Here is a 17,933-nt window from a genome sequence, read left to right on the forward strand (position 1 = left end):
TGATAAACGGAATTGACGATGCTTTTCCACGTACGCATGGATGTGAACATCCCGGCCGACATGCCGGCCAATGTCGCCAATGAAATCAAGGCGCGCGAAAAGGCGTACTCGCAGGAGCTGCAGCGCAGCGGCAAGTGGCGCCATATCTGGCGACTGGTGGGCGAGTACGCGAACTACAGCATCTTCGATGTCGAGAGCAATGCAGAGCTGCACGACATTCTCACCGCCTTGCCGCTTTTTCCGTACATGAAGATAACGGTCACGCCGTTGTGTCGCCACCCGTCCTCCGTCAGGGACACCGACGCTTGAGCTGATTCCCCCTCAATACCAGCAAGCACCAGGAGACAAAGATGAGCGCAAAAGTATTCGACACGAAGGAAGTGCAGGACCTGCTGAAGGCCGCTGCGAATCTGAACGGCGGCAGCGGCAACGCGCGTTTCCAGCAGATCGTTTATCGACTGCTGGGCGACCTGTTCAAGGCCATCGACGATCTCGACATCACGCCCGATGAAGTCTGGGCCGGCGTGAACTATCTGAACAAGCTCGGCCAGGACGGCGAAGCGGCGCTTCTCGCTGCTGGTCTCGGTCTCGAGAAGTACCTCGACATCCGCATGGACGCCGCAGACAAGGCGGTGGGTCTCGAAGGCGGCACGCCGCGCACGATCGAAGGGCCGCTGTATGTTGCAGGCGCGCCGGTGCGCGGGAGCGTCTCGCGCATCGACCTCAACGCCGACGCCGATGCGGGGCCGCTCGTCATTCACGGCACGGTCACCGGACTCGACGGCAAGCCGCTCGCCGGCGCCCTGGTCGAATGCTGGCACGCCAATTCGAAGGGCTTCTATTCGCACTTCGACCCGACCGGCGCGCAGGACGACTTCAACCTGCGCGGCGCGGTCAAGACCGGCGCGGACGGCAAGTACGAGTTCCACACGCTCATGCCGGTGGGCTACGGCTGCCCGCCGCAGGGCTCGACCCAGCGGCTGCTGGACGGCCTTGGCCGCCACGGCAACCGCCCGGCGCACGTGCACTTCTTCGTCACGGCCGATAACAGCCGCAAGCTCACCACGCAATTCAATATCGAAGGCGACCCGCTGATCTGGGATGACTTCGCCTACGCGACCCGCGAGGAACTGATTCCGCATGTGGCGGAAAAGACCGGTGGCACCGCGCTCGGCCTGAAAGCCGATACGTACAAGGACATCGAGTTCAACTTCACGCTCACGCCGCTGGTCCAGGGTAAGGACAACCAGCTCGTTCACCGCCCGCGCGCCGCAGCCACGGCGTAACCGCCCCAGCATGGCGGCGGCATGTTGCCGCCGCCCCCCGTTTCACCGCGATCATCATTCGACACCGATGCAGGAACTCCGTACCGCGTGTGGAGTATGCATAGGAGAGCTAATATGTCAGCCATCATCGACAAAGCCAGTGACCTGGATCACCTGCTGTCCACCGCCGTGCAGGACGACAGGCAAAACGGTGTGTTCCGTTGCCGCCGCGACATCTTCACCAATGTCGACCTGTTCGAACTGGAGATGAAATACATCTTCGAGAAGAACTGGGTCTACCTCGCGCATGAAAGCCAGATTCCCGAAAACAACGACTACTACACCACGTGGCTGGGTCGTCAGCCGGTAGTCATCACGCGCGACAAGACCGGCGCGCTGAACGCCGTGATCAACGCCTGCGCGCACAAAGGCGCCATGCTGTGCCGGCGCAAGCACGGCAACAAGGGCAGCTTCACCTGTCCGTTCCACGGCTGGACGTTCTCCAACACCGGCAAGCTGCTCAAGGTGAAGGATGAAAAGACTACCGAGTATCCCGTGCAATTCAACAAGCAGGGCTCGCATGACCTGAAGAAGGTCGCGCGCTTCGAGAACTATCGGGGCTTTCTGTTCGGCAGCCTCGATGCCGACGTGCAGCCGCTGGAAGACTACCTCGGCGAAGCGAAAATCATCATCGACCAGATCGTCGACCAGTCGCCGAACGGCCTCGAAGTGTTGCGCGGCAACTCCTCGTATGTCTACGACGGCAACTGGAAGATGCAGATGGAGAACGGCTGCGACGGCTACCACGTCAGCACCGTCCACTGGAATTACGCCGCAACCATGGGCCGTCGCAAGGAAGACGGCACCCAGGCCGTGGACGCCAATAGCTGGAGCAAGTCGGTGGCGGGTGTCTACGGCTTCGACCACGGCCACATCCTGCTGTGGACCAACACGATGAACCCGGAGGTGCGGCCGGTCTACAAGCATCGCGACGAAATCAAGGCGCGCGTGGGTGAAGTGCAGGCCGATTTCATCGTCAATCAGACGAGAAACCTGTGCCTCTACCCGAACGTGTTCCTGATGGACCAGTTCAGCACGCAGATTCGCGTGGTGCGCCCGATCAGCGTGGACAAGACCGAGGTGAATATTTTCTGTTTCGGGCCGAAGGGCGAGAGCTCGGAAGATCGTGCGACGCGTATTCGCCAGTACGAGGACTTCTTCAACGTCACGGGCATGGGTACCGCCGACGACCTGGAAGAGTTCCGCGCCTGCCAGGCGGGTTACGCCGGCACCACGGCGATGTGGAACGATCTCTCGCGCGGCGCGCCGCTGTGGGTCGAAGGTGCGGACGACAACGCGAAGAAGATGGGCCTCAAGCCGGTCATTTCCGGCGAACGCAGCGAAGACGAAGGGTTGTTCGTGGTTCAGCACGAGTACTGGGTGCACGCCATGCGCGACGCCCTCAAGCGGGAACTGAATCACGAACAAGCGGGAGCGCAGGCATGAGCAACGATTACCACAAAATCTGCGCCGCGCTGTACCGCGAAGCGCGTCTGCTCGACGATCGCCAGTGGGAAGAATGGCTCGCCTGCTACGCAGAAGACGTCACGTACTGGATGCCCGCGTGGGACGACGATGACCAGCTCACCGACGACCACGAATCGCAGATCTCGCTGATGTACTACCCGGATCGCGGCGGCCTCGAAGACCGCGTGTTTCGCATCAAGACCGAACGCAGCGGCGCATCGATGCCGGAGCCGCGCACGAGCCACAACGTCACGAACGTGGAAGTGCTGGCGGACCGCGGCGATGAAGTGGAGGTGCGCTACAACTTCCACACGCTCAACCATCGCTACCGGGCCACGGATCATTTCTTCGGCACGATGTTCGTCACCATGCGCCGAGCTGGCGACGGCTTCCTGATTGCCTGCAAAAAGATCGTGCTGAAGAACGACTACATCCGGCAGGTGCTCGACGTTTATCACGTGTGAAATCACGTTTGATATCGAGCTTCAGTTTCAACATGGGATAGAAGGAGACACCATGTCCAGCTACAAGATTGCACTCAACTTCGAAGACGGCGTCACGCGCTTCATCGAATGCAAGGCGGGTGAGAAGGTCCTCGACGCGGCCTTTCGCGCGCGCATCAACCTGCCGATGGATTGCTCAGACGGCGTATGCGGCACCTGCAAGTGCCGCGCAGAAAGCGGCAGCTACGACCTGGGCGAAGACTATATCGAGGACGCGCTGACCGACGACGAAAAGGACAGCGGTCTCGTGCTAACCTGCCAGATGGTGCCGGAAAGCGATTGCGTAATCGCGATTCCCGCGTCGTCCACGGTCTGCAAGACAGGGCAGAGCAAGTTTGCGGCCACGGTGGCGAAGATCGAGCAGCACAACGATGCCGCGGTCGTGCTCGAGCTGGACGTCGACGCAGCGGGTCCGGTGTTCCTGCCGGGCCAGTACGTCAACATCGACGTGCCGGGCAGTGGCCAGCATCGTTCGTATTCCTTTTCTTGCGCGCCGGGCGAATCGAAAATCAGCTTCCTGATCAAGAAGATTCCGGGCGGCGTGATGAGCTCGTGGCTCGAAGCCGCGCAAGCAGGTACGAAGCTCGAATTGACGGGGCCGCTCGGCAGCTTCTATCTGCGCGACGTGCAGCGGCCGTTGCTGTTCCTCGCGGGCGGCACGGGTCTGGCGCCGTTCCTCTCGATGCTGGAAGTGCTCGCGCGCACCAACGCGCAGCAGCAGGTGCACCTGATTTACGGTGTGACGCGCGACCTCGATCTGGTGCTGGTCGAAGCCATCGAAGCCTACGCGGCGAAGCTGCCGAACTTCAGCTTCGCCACCGTGATCGCCGACGCGGATTCGAATCATCCGCGCAAAGGCTGGGTCACGCAGCATATTCCCGCCGACGCCCTGAACGATGGCGACGTCGACGTGTATCTGTGCGGGCCGCCGCCGATGGTGGACGCCGTGCGCAAGTATTTCGACGACGAAGGCGTGAAGCCCAACAGCTTCCACTACGAGAAGTTCACCCCCAACGTAGTCCCGAAGGCGGCATGATCATGCAACGATTCGCAGGCAAGGTCGTCGTCGTCACCGGGGCGGCGCAGGGAATTGGCCGCGGCGTGGCGCTGTTGGCGGCGGCCGAAGGCGGCAAGGTGGTATTCGTCGATCGTGCGGATTTCGTCGCCGAAGTCGCGGCCGAGGCGCAGGGCGCGCAAACGGCGGGATTCGTCGCCGACCTCGAAACGTATGAAGGCGCGCAAACGGCAATGGAGTTCGCCGCGCAGAAATTTGGCGGCATCGACATTCTCATCAACGGCGTGGGCGGTGCCATCCGCATGCGGCCGTACGCGGAATTCGAGCCGGCGCAGATCGATGCGGAAATCCGCCGCTCGCTCATGCCCACGCTGTATACGTGCCATGCGGTGCTGCCGCATTTGCTCGAGCGCGGGCGTGGCACCATCGTCAACGTTTCGTCGAACGCCACGCGCGGCATTCGCCGCGTGCCGTATTCGGCCGCGAAGGGCGGTGTGAATGCGATGACGCAATCGCTGGCCATGGAATACGCGGAGCACAATATCCGCGTGGTCGCCACGGCGCCGGGCGGCACCGAAGCGCCGCCGCGCCGCATTCCACGCAATGCCGCGGGTGACAGCGAGCAGGAAAAGGCCTGGATGGGCGAGGCGGTGCGGCAGGTCACCGAATCGACCTTCTTCAAGCGCTACGGCAGCCTCGACGAACAGGTCGCGCCTATTCTGTTTCTCGCTTCCGACGAGGCGAGCTATATCACCGGCTCGATCTTGCCGGTCGCCGGCGGGGACACGGGCTGAGCGACGAACGCATGGGGGCGGCGGGCGCGCACAGGCGGGCGGGGTGTTATGCTCGAAAGACCCTGATTTTCGTCCCGCGCTCTCCATGAACTTCGATCCCGCAGTCGTCAAAGCCTTCGCGCCCACGGGCACGTTGCGCGCCTCTATCAACCTCGGCAATCCGATACTCGCGAATCGCGATGCGGCGTCGGGCGAACCGTTCGGCGTTTCCGTCGATCTCGCTCGTGCTTTCGCGCAGCATTTGGACGTGCCGCTCGAACTTGTCGTATTCGACGCAGCAGGCAAGTCCGTCGAAGCCGTGAGCGACGAACGCGCGGACTTCGGCTTCTTTGCCGTCGATCCGAAGCGAGGCGAGACGATCGCGTTCACCGCACCTTACGTGTTGATCGAAGGTTTCTATCTCGTTCGCAACGATTCTGCGGTGCGCACCAATGCCGACGTCGACCAACCGCATAACCGCGTGGCCGTCGGAAAAGGCAGTGCGTACGATCTCTTTCTCACGCGCGAATTGAAGCAGGCGCAAATCGTGCGCGCACCGACTTCGCCTACCGTCGTGCAAACCTTCCTCGAACAAGGGCTCGAAGTGGCCGCGGGCGTGAAGCTGCAAATCGAAGCCGACGCCGCGAAGGCTGGCGGCTTGCGCCTGCTCGACGAGCGCTTCATGGTGATTCGCCAGGCCATGGGTGTCGCGAAGCGCCGTGGTCCCCAGGCCGCCGCAGCGCTTGGCGCGTTCGTCGAAACGATGAAGGCATCGGGATTCGTCGCAGAGGCATTGGAGCGCCACGCAATAGCGGGCGCATCGGTTGCGCCGGCTGCTTAAACGAATCATGTCAGGCAAAGAAAGAGAGCGCATTAAAAGAACAATCAACACGCTCCGAGGGCCGATTACCTCATGGATTCTCAATGTAGATAATCGCCCTTTCTCGCCGGTTTTAATGCACCACTCCGAAAGCGTTATGTAATTTGTCCGCCGATATTCATGCCCGCACATTCCTCGACGCGCGTCGAGCCTTGCCGGGCACGCCTGTGCCATTGACGCCACGCAATCTGAATTTCAACACCATTTTTATTTTCGACACCCTATGATGCGGGTGTTCGATTCGCGCCGCACTCACCGCACGATTCCCGTTTTGCCATTGCATTTTCAACACCGATTAATTGCGTAATTCGCAATAATCGTCGGCGGATAGCTTTTTGCTTTTGAATCTGCACCGAAATGGAATGGACGCATATGAGATTGCACGTCGAAGGTGCCGGCTGCCTGAATTCGATGCATTGACCCACCGCCCAATCCGGAGCTTGAAAACATGAAAAAATCGCTACTCGCCGCGGCACTCCTGAGCGCCTTTGCTATTTCGGCGCACGCGCAAAGCAGCGTGACCCTTTACGGCCTGATCGATACCGGTCTCGTCTACACGAACAACCAGTTCGGCCATAGCAACTGGCAGCTGAACAGCAGCTCCACGCAGAACACGGTGTTCGGCCTCAAGGGTTCGGAAGATCTGGGCGGCGGTCTGCATGCAATCTTCAAGCTCGAACAAGGCTTCCTGCTCAACAACGGCGCACAGGCGTTCTCGGGTCTCGGCTTTGGTTCGCAGGCGTGGGTGGGCCTGCAAAGCGACCCGTACGGCACGCTGACGTTCGGCCGCCAGTTCGACGTGATGAACGACCTCGTGGGCCCGCTCACGGCGGAATTCAACACGTGGGGCGGCAGCCTCGCGGCCCACCCGTTCGAGAACGACAACCTCGCCGCGAACTCGGTGGTCATCAACAACTCCGTCAAGTACGCGAGCCCGACCTGGTACGGCGTGACGTTCGAGACGATGTACTCGTTCAGCAACAAGGCCGGCGACTTCGCGAACAACCGCTCGTACGGCTTCGCCGTTTCGTATAGCCAAGGCCCGCTGAACCTTGCAGCAGGCTACCTGCAGTTCAACAACGCGGGCAACAGCAGCGGCGCGGTCACCTCCAGCGACACGAGCGCGAACTTCCTGGCGGAGCGTCAGCGCGTCTGGTCGCTCGGCGGCAACTATACGTACGGGCCGGCCACGGTGGGTCTGGTCTGGAGCCATTCGCAGATCGACAACGCCGCAGGCGTCTACTCGTTCGGCACGGGCACCTATCTTGGCTCGAACGACGACTCCGCCGGCTCGCTCGCCGGTTCGCTGCGCCTCGACAATTTCGAAGCGAACGTGAAATACGCGCTCACGCCGGCATGGAGCGTTTCGGGTGCGTACACGTACACGCATGGCGCCTACAACGGCACGAACCCGGGCTGGAACACGGCAATGCTGCAGACGGATTACGCCGTCAGCAAGCGCACCGATTTTTACCTCGAAGGCGTGTACCAGAACGTGCACGGCGCACCGGAAGGCTCCGTACTTTCTCACGCCATGATCAACACGCTTTCGCCTTCGTCGACCGATACGCAGGTCGCTGTGACGGTGGGCATGCGTCACGCGTTCTAAGTCGATTCAGCGATGACTTCGGCGGGGCAACTGTCCCCGCCGGACGTTTCCCTCTGCGCGGCGGGCTTCCTCTCGAATGGGGGCCCGCCGCGTTGTCATATCTGCGCCCGCTTGTTCCCCCTGAGCGAGATAGTTGAAATTTTCAACTATTTGACTATACTGGCGTCCAGCTAGCATACGGATGGGAGCACGCATTTGTATTCGGATTTCCTCACCTTCAGGCTCGATCAAACGAGCGCGCTGCTGATGGATCGCGCCAACGCGGTCTACCGCGAGCGCTGGGATCTCGACGTGCGTGCCATGCGCGTGCTGCGCATCATCCGCGCCGAGCCGGGCATCACGCCCAAGGCTGTATCGCAGCGCGCGCTCATCGAAAAAACGCTGCTTTCCAAAACGCTCGGCGAACTCGAATCGCGTGGCCTGATTGGCCGCGGCACGCATGCGCAGGACCGGCGCAGCGTCGTGCTGCGCGTCACGCCCGAGGGCACGAAAGTGGCGAATGCCTCGGAAAAAGCCGGCTCGAAGCTCGAAGCCGAACTCGCTGCCGTGCTCACCGATCACGAGCGCAAGACGCTCGATCAGTTGCTCGCCAAGCTTGCGCAGAGCCTGATCGACGGTGTTTGAGATCGCGGCGCGCACGCCGCACATTGCACAATGAAATACGCATGAGGGAGTCTTCCATGCCGAATCTGGTCGAAACTGTGGCGCCCGCCATTGGCGCGCTGCTGCCCGAACTCGAAGCGCTCTACAAGGATCTGCACCAGCATCCTGAACTCTCGATGCAGGAGTTCCGCACGGCGGCGCTCGTGGCTCAGCGCATGGAAAAGCTCGGTTACGAAGTCTCCCGCGAAGTGGGCGTGACGGGCGTCGTGGCCCTGCTGCGCAACGGCGAGGGCCCGGTCGTGATGCTGCGCGCCGACATGGATGCGCTGCCCATGGCCGAGGCCACCGGTCTGCCGTATGCGAGCACCGTGACCGCGAAAGACGAGGAGGGCGTGCAGGTGGGCGTGGCGCACTCGTGCGGGCATGACCTGCACGTGACATGGCTCCTTGGCGTGGCGCAGTTGATGGCGGCGCATCGCGACGCGTGGAGCGGCACGCTGCTTGCCGTGTTCCAGCCCGGCGAAGAAGTGGGACGGGGCGCGCGCAGCATGATGGACGACGGCATGATCGAGCGCTTTCCGAAGCCCGACGTGATCCTCGGCCAGCACGTGATGGTGGGCCCGGCAGGCACCGTGGGCTATCGCAGCGGCACGATCCTCTCGGCCGGCGACAGCTTGAAGGTGAAGCTGTTCGGCCGCGGTTCGCACGGCTCGCAGCCGCAAACCTCGATCGACCCGGTGATCATGGCGGCTTCCACCACGCTGCGTCTGCAGACGATCGTCTCGCGCGAAATCTCGCCGCGCGACGCCGCCGTGCTCACGGTGGGCTCGCTGCAAGCGGGCACGAAGGAAAACATCATCCCCGACGACGCCACGCTCAAACTCAACATGCGCACCTTCGACGACGACGTGCGCGAGCACATGCTGGGCGCGATCCGCCGCATCTGTTGCGCCGAATGCGCAGCCTCGAACGCGCCGCGCGAGCCGGAATTCACGACGCTGTCGAGCTACCCGCGCACGGTGAACGACGACGCCACCACGGCGCGCCTGCGCAAGGCTTTCGAAGCATGGTTCGGCGCGCGCGCCTACGAAACGCAGCCGGCCGCCGCCAGCGAGGACTTCAGCGTGTTCGGCCGCGAATGGGGTGTGCCGTACGCGTTCTGGTTCGTGGGTAGCACCGACCCCGGGGTCTACGCGCAAGCCAGGGCTGCGAAGAAGCTCAACGAAATCCCGAGCAACCACTCGCCGAAGTTCGCACCGGTGCTCGACCCTACCTTGCGCACCGGCCTCGAAGCGATGCTGTGCGCGGCCGCCGCGTGGCTTGGCCGCGAAAGCGAGGCGGCGTGAGCGTGGCACTCGGGGCGCACGTGGGCGCGCATCTCAACGCCCACACGGCCTATACGGCACTCGACCTGATCGGCACGTTCGCCTTCGCGATCTCCGGCGCCGTGGCCGCGCGGCAGCGGCGGCTCGATCTGTTCGGCATCGTCGTCGTGAGCTTCATGGTGGCGTGCGGCGGCGGCATCATCCGCGATCTGTGCATCGGCGCGGTGCCGCCCGTTGGGCTCGCGAACTGGGCTTATCTCGCGGTCACGCTGCTGGCTACGGGACTGACCATTGCCGCGTATCCGCAGGTGCGGCGGCTGCGTCATCCCGTGCTGTTGTTCGATGCGATCGGTCTTGGGCTCTTTGCGGTAGCGGGCGCGCAGAAGGCGCTTGCGTATAGCCAGAGCGCGGAGCCCGCCATCATCCTTGGCATTGTGAGTGCGGTGGGCGGCGGCGTGTTGCGCGACGTGCTGCTCTCGCGCGTGCCCGCCATTCTCGATCGCGAGATCTATGCTTCGGCGGCGCTGCTTGGGGCCTCTGTGCAGGTGGGGCTCACGTATGCGGGCTGGTCGACGTTCTGGACGCCCTGGGTGGCCGTGATTTCCTGCGTGGCGTTGCGGCTGGCCTCGCTCTACTTCGGCTGGCGTTTGCCGGTGTTTCATACGGTGCGGGCCGCTCAGCCGCAGCCGGCCCAGGGCGGCGACGCCGCGAAGCTCACCGGCAAGGCGGATTCGCGGCACGACGCGCGCTAGCGTCAGCCACCTTACGCCGCTGGATCGAATGCGATTTCGGCGGTGCGCACCGCACTGATCTTCGGGCCGAAGCTGCGGATATTCGAAAGCGTCGCATTGTGGTGCGCGCGGATCAACGCTGCGTTCGCGTGCGGCTTGTCGTGCGTGGTGTGGGCGTCGGCAGCGAGCGTGACCGTGAGGCCATTCGCGGCGGCGCGCCGTACCGTCGTGTCCACGCAGAATTCGCTCGCATAGCCGCAGATCACCACGTGCTTCACCGCATCCGCGGCGAGCAGGGCGGCCAGCCCGGTGCCGAGAAACGAATCGGGCGTGCGCTTGCCGATGAGGTGGTCGCGTGATTCCGTCGCGAGTGTGGCCGACAACGCCCACGCGTCGGACCCGCAAACGAGCGCCGTGTCGTCCTCATGCTGGATCAGCACGACCGGCGCGCCGGCATGCCTTGCGCGCTGCATCAGCGCGTTGATGTTGGCGCTGACCATGGCGATGTCGCCGGGCAGCGGTTCGGTGTCGATGAGTTCCTTTTGAAAATCGATGACGAGCAGCGCGGTGGTCATGGCGAAACGTCCGTGGCAAAGCGCTGATTCTAGCGCGTGACCTTCGCCCCACGATGCACCGTACATGGTGCGGCGCGGCACGCAATATGCTCCGTGCCGCGGGCGCCGTCGCGCGCATGCAACTGTACGTCGTTCGCCGTCCAGCCAAAATACGGTTTTTTTCACCACGCGCTATGCTTTTTAGTGCGCGATGTGGCCGGCATGAGACCTGGCGCGCCGGTTTGTCCGCAAGTTCAGCCACGCTATCCGGCCCGGCATGGACCGGACCAGGAAAGAAGACTCCACGAGGGAGCCAACGTGAAAACGACTCTGGGCGCAGTGGTGCTGCTCGCCGCCAGTTCGGCCGCGAGCGCACAATCGAGTGTCACGATGTATGGCCGCGTGGATGGCGGCATCGAATACCTCAATCACATCGCGAACGGCAACGGCGGCAGTTCGAGCCGCTGGAGCGCCGAAGGCGGCGACTGGGGTACCAGCATGTTCGGCCTCAAGGGTACTGAGGACCTGGGCGGCGGCAGCGCCGCGATCTTCAACCTCGAAACCGCCGTGCAGATCATGAACGGCACCACGGGCGGCGGCCGGCTCTGGTCGCGGCGCGCGTATGTGGGCTTGAAGAACGACACCTGGGGGCAACTGCAAGCCGGCCGTAATCTCTTCATCGACAGCGACGGCGTGTGGGCTTTCGATCCGTTCGTGCAGCAGGCGGTGTCGTCGGCCTCGCTCGTGCGTGGGCGCAACTGGCAGCAAACGAGCAACAACGTCGAATATCACAGCCCGGTGTGGAACGGCCTCGACGTGCAGGGCCAGTATTCGTTCGGCAACCAGCCAGGCAACTTCAACGCCGGTGCCGAAGGCGAGTTCGGCCGCTCGGACGGCATCATGCTCTCGTATCACTCGCCGCTCTTCGACCTGCGCGGCATCTACGACGAACTGCGCGATTCGAGCGGGCGCTTTTCCAACATCTTCACGGCCTCGCGCGAATACTTCGTGGGCGGCAACCTGCGCGTGCAGAAGTTCAAGATCCAGGCCGCGTACACGCATTACTCCGCACCCGATTCGCCGCCCGGCATTTCCGATACCGCCGACCACTACTGGCTGGGCGCGACCTGGCAGGCTACGCCGAAGTGGGCGGTGACCGCCGCGGGTTTCTATATTCACGTAGGCGAGGGCGGCGGCGACGCCTCGCACGACCCCGCGAGCCACGCCATGCTCTACGCGCTCGGAGCGACGTACAACCTCAGTGCGCGCACGTTCCTGTATGGCACGGTGGCCTACGTGGACAACAGCAAGAACGGCACGTTCTCCGTGTTCGCGACGCCGCGCGACTCGAGCACGCCGACCAGCCCCATGGCTGGCCAATCGCAAACGGGCGCCTACGTCGGGATGATGCACGTGTTCTGACGCCTCGCTTTTTCCGCCATCGCACACGACATTCTTCGAGGAAGGTTGAGATCATGGCCAGACTATCGAAACCGCTGGGCTTCATCGGAGTCATCTCCGTGCTGTTCACCTTGCTCACGGCGGTGTATCTGCTGGCTGGTGGCGCGTGGCTCATTTCGCTCGGCGGCTCGCCGTACTACGTCGTGACGGGCGTGCTGCTGCTCGTCTTCGCGTGGCTGCTGTGGCGTGCGAGCCCCTCGGCGTTCGTGCTCTATGCGATCGTGCTGATCGGTACGGCGATCTGGGGCCTCTGGGAGTCGGGGCCGGACTTCTGGGCGCTCGTGCCGCGCTCGGGCGTGCTGGTGGTGTTCGGCATCTGGCTGCTCGTGCTCATGAGCTGGCACCTGGAGCGCCCGCGCCAGTTCGGCGTGCTGTCACTCGTGGTCGGGCTGCTCGTGTGGGGCGGCGTGCTCGTGTATGCGCATTTCAACGACCCGCAGCAGATCAACGGCTCGCTCGCGGCGGTGAGGGCCACGCCCGCGCCGAACGTCGACGGCATCGAGCCGTCCGAGTGGCCCGCTTATGGACGCGACCAGCAAGGCACGCGCTATTCGCCGCTGCAGCAGATCACGCCCGATAACGTGCATAACCTCCAGGTGGCCTGGACCTTCCGCACCGGCGACACGAAAGGCCCCAACGATCCGGTCGAGATCACCAACGAAGTCACGCCGATCAAGATCGGCGATCTGCTTTACCTGTGCTCGCCGCACCAGATCCTGTTCGCGCTCGACGCGCAAACCGGCGAGCTCAAATGGAAGTTCGATCCTAAGCTTCAGGCCGATCCCTCGTTCCAGCACGTGACCTGCCGGGGCGTGTCGTTCGTGGATCTTTCGGCGGCGTCCGTGAACGCCGCGGCGGCGGCGCTGGGAGCGACGGCTACGACGCCCGTGGCCGCATCGAACGCCGCGGCGGCTTCGGGAACCGAAGCGGCTGCGCCCGCCAGTGATCCCGCGTCTGCAACGGAAGCGGCCGCGCCCGCGAGCGCACCCGCGGCCGCAGCAACACCTGCCGCCGCGAACGGCACCTGCATGCGCCGCATCCTGCTGCCCGTGAACGACGGCCATCTCTATGCACTCGATGCGCTGACGGGCGAGCGCTGCGCGGGCTTCGGCAACAACGGCGACCTCGACCTCCAGCACGCCATGCCGGTCACGACACCGGGCATGTACGAGCCCACCTCGCCGCCGATCGTCACGAACAAGGTGATCGTCGTGGCGGGCGCCGTGGAAGACAACTTCTCGACGCGCGAGCCCTCGGGCGTGATTCGCGGCTTCGACGTGCGCACGGGCGAACTGCTTTGGGCGTTCGATCCGGGCGCGGCGGACCCGAACAAGATTCCCGGCCCCGGCGAGCACTACGTGTGGAATTCGCCGAACTCGTGGGCGCCGGCCGCCTACGATGCGAAACTCGACATCGTTTATCTGCCGATGGGCGTGAAGACGCCGGATATCTGGGGGGGCGACCGCACGCCCGACCTCGAGCGTTACGCAACCGGCCTGCTCGCGCTGCACGCCTCGACCGGCAAGCTCGCCTGGTTCTACCAGACGGTGCACCACGACCTGTGGGACATGGATCAGCCCTCGCAGCCCACGCTCGCCGACATCACCGACAAGGACGGCAAGACCGTGCCGGTGGTGTACGCACCTGCGAAGACGGGCAACCTGTTCGTGCTCGACCGCCGCACGGGCGAGCTCGTCGTGCCTGCGCCCGAAATGCCGGTGCCGCAGGGCGCGGCGCCGGGCGACCACGTCTCGGCCACGCAGCCGTTCTCGGCGCTCACGTTCCGGCCGTCGAAGAATCTCACCGACGCCGACATGTGGGGCGCCACGATGTACGACCAGCTCATCTGCCGCGTGATGTTCCACCAGCTGCGCTATGAAGGCACGTTCACGCCGCCTTCGGTGCAAGGCTCGCTCATTTTCCCGGGCAACCTCGGCATGTTCGAGTGGGGCGGTCTCGCCATCGACACGGACCGGCAGATCGCCGTGGCGAACCCCATCGCGCTGCCGTTCGTCTCGCGACTCATTCCGCGCGGGCCGGGCAATCCGCTCGAGCCGCAGCCGGGCGCGAAGGGCAGCGGCACGGAGGCGGGCATCCAGCCGCAATACGGCGTGCCTTACGGCGTGACGCTCAATCCGTTCATGTCGCCGATCGGGCTGCCCTGCAAGCAGCCGGCGTGGGGTTATATCTCCGTCGTCGACCTGAAGACCAACCAGATCGTCTGGAAAAAGCGTATCGGCACGACGCGTGACAGCTCGCCGATTCCCGTGGCCTTCCGCACGGGCATGCCGATGCTGGGCGGCCCGATGGTGACCGCGGGCGGCGTGATCTTCATCGGCGCGACGGCGGACAACTACCTCCGCGCCTTCGACGTGAACAACGGCAACCGGCTCTGGCAAGCGCGGCTGCCCGCGGGCGGTCAGGCCACGCCGATGACGTACGCGGTGAATGGCCGCCAGTTCGTCGTGATCGCGGCAGGCGGGCACGGCTCGTTCGGCACGAAGCTCGGCGACTACGTGATTGCCTACGCGCTGCCGAAGCAATAAGCAACGCGCGACCGCCCGGCAGCACCGGGCGGCCGCGGCTTGCGGGCTTTTCACGCGGCGGCAGGCGAGAAGCACAGCGCAAGCCGTCCCTCATGCAGCATGCGACGCTCTGCTCGTGCGCCTCACCCGCATTTCCCTCATGAATCGAACATTGCGCGCGGCGCGCGCCTGGGCGGTGTTGTCTGCGGCAACCTTCGCCACGCTGCACACGATATGCGCACACGCGCAAAGCTCGGTCACGCTGTACGGGGCGCTCGACACGAGCATCGAGGTGACGAATCCGGGCGCGGGCTGGGTCGCGCGCATGGACTCGGGCGCGTATCGCGGCTCGCGCTTCGGGCTGCGCGGCGTGGAGGATCTCGGCGGCGGCATCAAGATATTGTTCGAACTGGAAAACGGCTTCGGCTCCAACGACGGCACCTTTGCCGTAGCCAATACGATCTTCAACCGCCAGGCGTGGATAGGCCTCGGCACGCAGTGGGGCACGGTACGGGTGGGGCGGCAATACTCGCCGATCTATATTCCGTTCAAGGGACAGCTCGACGCGTTCGGCGCTGGCACCATCGCCTCGGGCCTCAACAATCTTTCGAAGATCACGCCTTACGAAAGCAACGCGATCACGTATCTGTCTCCCGACATCTACGGTTTCTCGACCACGCTGATGGCCTCGCTGCGCGATCCGTCCGCGGGCAGCAACGGGCTGGCCGGCAACATCGAAACCGTCGAGTGGCGGCGCGGAGCGTTTCGCATCTCCTGGGCGCATCAACAGCAAAACGGTGATGGCGCGCTGCGAGCCAATCTGGGCGGCATGTCGTACGCGCTCGGGCCGGTGACCGGATTTCTCGCGTACTTCAACGGCGATGGCGGCACGCCGCGTAACCACAACAACGGCGTGTCGGTCTCGGCGCGCTATGCGGTCACCTCGCGGTTTCGTGCGTCGCTCGGTTACGCGTGGGTGCACGACCTCTCGGGCGCCGGCAACGACGCCGACCAGTTCAGCGCCGCGTGCGAATACGACCTTTCGAAGCGCGTGTTGCTCTACGCGAGCGCAGGGTGGCTGCGCAATCGCGCTGAGGCGACCTTCACGCTGCGCGGCGTGAACGTGACCGGGCTGCCGCCGTCCTGGCCGGGCGCGCCTGTGCGCGGCGTGCAGTTTGGCATGATCGACCGCTTCTAAAGCGTACGGCTTGTGCCAGGCATCTCTCGTTGTTATCATGCGCGTTCCATCCCTGCACACCGGACTCCAGCCAAAGTGGACAACTAAGCTTTTCCCCAAAAATGTTTTCGCGCCAGCGTGATACACGCCGCGCGAGTGGATTCATACATTCGGGAGAAGCTTATGGCTCGAGTCACGCCAGTCGCGACGCTTGTCGCACTCCATCACATTTCATACCGGTTCGATAGCGGCGTCACGCTATTCGACTCGCTGGACCTCGTTCTCGATCGCGTGCCCACGGGTATTGTCGGGCGCAACGGCGTCGGCAAAAGCATGCTCGCGCAACTGATCGCCGGGCGGATCGAGCCGACGTCCGGCTCGATCGACCGGCACGTCAGGGTTGCGTTTGCGGCCCAGCAGCCCCTCGACGCCTCGCACGACAAACAGACCGTTGCGCAAGTCGCGGGGCTCGACGCGCCGCTCGCGGCTCTGGCCCGGCTAGCGAACGGCGTGGCCGACACCGGCGATTTCGACGTGATCGGCGAGCGCTGGGATCTCGCGGCGCGCCTGCGTACGGCGCTCGATGCGGCGGGACTCGATCATCTGGAGTCCGACACATTGGCGCAAACGATCAGCGGCGGCGAACTTGCGCGCGTTACCTTGATTGGTGCGCTGCTGGCGGACGCCGGCTTGCTCGTGCTCGACGAGCCGACCAATCACCTCGACGCCGTCGGCCGCGCGTGGCTGCGTGGCACGCTGGCGGGATGGCGCGGCGGCCTCGTCGTCGTGAGCCATGACCGTGCACTGCTTGCGCAAATGCAACGCATCGTCGAGGTCACGCCCAGGGGACTGCGAACGTATGGCGGCAACTACGCCAGCTACCGCGCCCAGCGCGATGCGGAACACGAAGCGGCAAAGAGCGTGCTCAGCCATGCGCGTACCGAACGCGAGCGCGCCGCGCGCAGGCTTCAACGCGAACACGACACGATCCAGCGACATGCCGCCGGAACATGGCGTTACGCGAAGACGGCCAATCTATCCTCGATGGCGAAAGAGGGGATCAAGAGCGGTGCGCGCAATGTGATGGGGCAGGTAAGGGCCGAGCAACGCGAGCACAAGGCGGCGCTCGATGAGCGCGTTACCGAGGCTGCCGCGCGCGTCGAGCCCGACGCACCCGTGCTGGTGGCGCTGCCGGGCGCAGAGGTTAGCGCGCGCCGCCAGGTCTTCACGCTCGAAGAGGCGAGGCTGCCGTGGCTCGCGCACGACGATCCCGCCGCCACGCTCAACTGGTCGTGCAGCGGCCCGGTGCGCGTGGCGCTGACGGGTCCGAACGGATGCGGGAAGTCGACGCTGCTACGCCTCCTCGCGGGACAGCTCGCGCCCAAAGCGGGGCATAGCGTGACGCATGTCCGCAGCGCGTACCTCGACCAGAAGCTCGCGCAGTTCGATCCCGACCGCTCGATCGTCGAGCAGCTTGGGTTGCTCGACACACCGCTCGCAGAAGGGGAACTGCGCAGCCGGCTCGCGTTGTTGCAACTCGATGCCGCGCGCGTGACACAGCCGTCGCGCCACCTGAGCGGCGGGGAGCGGTTGAAGGCCGCGCTTGCCTGCGCGCTCTGGCGCGGCGCGCCGGCGCAGTTGCTGCTGCTCGACGAGCCGACCAACCATCTGGACCTGGAATCCGTGCGCGCGGTCGAAGGGGCGCTAGCGGACTTCCCGGGCGCGCTGATCGTGGCCTCGCACGACGCCGATTTCGTCGCCGCGCTGGCACCGACACATACGATGCAATGGAGCCGCGACGGGTGGCGCTGCGATCCCGTTGTTTGATCCATCGGATAGCGAATCGATTTTCTAATCCGCGCCTGGAAGCGATACGTGACCGCCACCTGCGCGACGAGATACCAGCGATAGCGTTCGACGTCGCGCGCTATGGCGGCGTATTCGGGCTGGCCCGCGGGTTGGCGCGATACATGGCGTTCGCAACG

General features: G+C 64.2%; 16 protein-coding genes. 15 read left to right on the forward strand and 1 reads right to left on the reverse strand.

What is annotated here, in order from left to right; genetic code table 11:
- Window positions 1–18 precede the first annotated feature (18 nt).
- The 11 genes from catC to M3A49_RS07255 all read left to right on the forward strand — a co-directional run bounded on the left by catC (window position 19) and on the right by M3A49_RS07255 (window position 10,252).
- Entirely contained in the window at window positions 19–309 is a 291-nt protein-coding gene (catC, locus tag M3A49_RS07205; RefSeq protein WP_266228082.1) for a muconolactone Delta-isomerase, read from the forward strand.
- Window positions 310–350: 41 nt separating this feature from the next.
- On the forward strand, window positions 351–1,286 hold the full coding sequence (gene catA / locus M3A49_RS07210; RefSeq protein ID WP_266228083.1) for a catechol 1,2-dioxygenase: 936 nt from the start codon (window positions 351–353) through the stop codon (window positions 1,284–1,286).
- A gap of 114 nt (window positions 1,287–1,400) precedes the next feature.
- Window positions 1,401–2,771, forward strand: coding sequence for a Rieske 2Fe-2S domain-containing protein (locus M3A49_RS07215; protein WP_266228084.1), 1,371 nt, complete (start codon window positions 1,401–1,403; stop codon window positions 2,769–2,771).
- Window positions 2,768–3,256 carry a benzoate 1,2-dioxygenase small subunit gene (gene benB, locus M3A49_RS07220; RefSeq protein ID WP_254356014.1) on the forward strand — a complete coding sequence of 163 codons (489 nt, stop codon included), beginning with the start codon at window positions 2,768–2,770 and terminating at the stop codon, window positions 3,254–3,256. Before M3A49_RS07215 ends, benB begins: the two co-directional genes overlap by 4 nt.
- Before the next feature lie 52 nt (window positions 3,257–3,308).
- Window positions 3,309–4,331: a benzoate 1,2-dioxygenase electron transfer component BenC gene (gene benC / locus M3A49_RS07225; RefSeq protein ID WP_266228085.1), complete on the forward strand. Its 1,023-nt coding sequence runs from the start codon at window positions 3,309–3,311 to the stop codon at window positions 4,329–4,331.
- The gene (gene benD / locus M3A49_RS07230) at window positions 4,328–5,104 is read left to right on the forward strand and encodes a benzoate diol dehydrogenase BenD (protein WP_266228086.1); all 777 of its coding nucleotides are present in this window, start codon (window positions 4,328–4,330) and stop codon (window positions 5,102–5,104) included. Before benC ends, benD begins: the two co-directional genes overlap by 4 nt.
- An 85-nt stretch (window positions 5,105–5,189) precedes the next feature.
- Window positions 5,190–5,924 (forward strand): ABC transporter substrate-binding protein, encoded by a 735-nt coding sequence (locus M3A49_RS07235; RefSeq protein ID WP_266228087.1) that lies wholly within the window; start codon window positions 5,190–5,192, stop codon window positions 5,922–5,924.
- A gap of 487 nt (window positions 5,925–6,411) precedes the next feature.
- Window positions 6,412–7,572 carry a porin gene (locus M3A49_RS07240; protein ID WP_266228088.1) on the forward strand — a complete coding sequence of 387 codons (1,161 nt, stop codon included), beginning with the start codon at window positions 6,412–6,414 and terminating at the stop codon, window positions 7,570–7,572.
- Between the two features lie 195 nt (window positions 7,573–7,767).
- Complete coding sequence (locus M3A49_RS07245) at window positions 7,768–8,196, forward strand: MarR family winged helix-turn-helix transcriptional regulator (RefSeq protein WP_254356009.1); 429 nt, start codon at window positions 7,768–7,770, stop codon at window positions 8,194–8,196.
- A 56-nt stretch (window positions 8,197–8,252) separates the two neighbouring features.
- Window positions 8,253–9,521 (forward strand): M20 family metallopeptidase, encoded by a 1,269-nt coding sequence (locus tag M3A49_RS07250; RefSeq protein WP_266228089.1) that lies wholly within the window; start codon window positions 8,253–8,255, stop codon window positions 9,519–9,521.
- On the forward strand, window positions 9,518–10,252 hold the full coding sequence (locus tag M3A49_RS07255; protein WP_254356008.1) for a trimeric intracellular cation channel family protein: 735 nt from the start codon (window positions 9,518–9,520) through the stop codon (window positions 10,250–10,252). Before M3A49_RS07250 ends, M3A49_RS07255 begins: the two co-directional genes overlap by 4 nt.
- Before the next feature lie 11 nt (window positions 10,253–10,263).
- On the opposite strand, the gene M3A49_RS07260 is transcribed toward M3A49_RS07255, so the two are convergent.
- Window positions 10,264–10,806 carry an isochorismatase family protein gene (locus M3A49_RS07260; RefSeq protein WP_266228090.1) on the reverse strand — a complete coding sequence of 181 codons (543 nt, stop codon included), beginning with the start codon at window positions 10,804–10,806 and terminating at the stop codon, window positions 10,264–10,266.
- A 297-nt stretch (window positions 10,807–11,103) separates the two neighbouring features.
- Here M3A49_RS07260 and M3A49_RS07265 point away from each other — a divergent pair, with 297 nt between their 5' ends.
- From M3A49_RS07265 to M3A49_RS07280, 4 genes are all read left to right on the forward strand, one after another.
- Window positions 11,104–12,207, forward strand: coding sequence for a porin (locus M3A49_RS07265; RefSeq protein ID WP_266228091.1), 1,104 nt, complete (start codon window positions 11,104–11,106; stop codon window positions 12,205–12,207).
- A 53-nt stretch (window positions 12,208–12,260) separates the two neighbouring features.
- Complete coding sequence (locus M3A49_RS07270) at window positions 12,261–14,792, forward strand: glucose/quinate/shikimate family membrane-bound PQQ-dependent dehydrogenase (RefSeq protein WP_266228093.1); 2,532 nt, start codon at window positions 12,261–12,263, stop codon at window positions 14,790–14,792.
- A 139-nt stretch (window positions 14,793–14,931) separates the two neighbouring features.
- Window positions 14,932–15,969 (forward strand): porin, encoded by a 1,038-nt coding sequence (locus M3A49_RS07275; RefSeq protein ID WP_266228095.1) that lies wholly within the window; start codon window positions 14,932–14,934, stop codon window positions 15,967–15,969.
- 162 nt (window positions 15,970–16,131) lie between these two features.
- Window positions 16,132–17,775 (forward strand): ABC-F family ATP-binding cassette domain-containing protein, encoded by a 1,644-nt coding sequence (locus M3A49_RS07280; protein ID WP_266228096.1) that lies wholly within the window; start codon window positions 16,132–16,134, stop codon window positions 17,773–17,775.
- Window positions 17,776–17,933: the final 158 nt, after the last annotated feature.

Source organism: Paraburkholderia sp. CNPSo 3076 (genome assembly GCF_026343935.1).
Classification (GTDB): domain Bacteria; phylum Pseudomonadota; class Gammaproteobacteria; order Burkholderiales; family Burkholderiaceae; genus Paraburkholderia; species Paraburkholderia nodosa.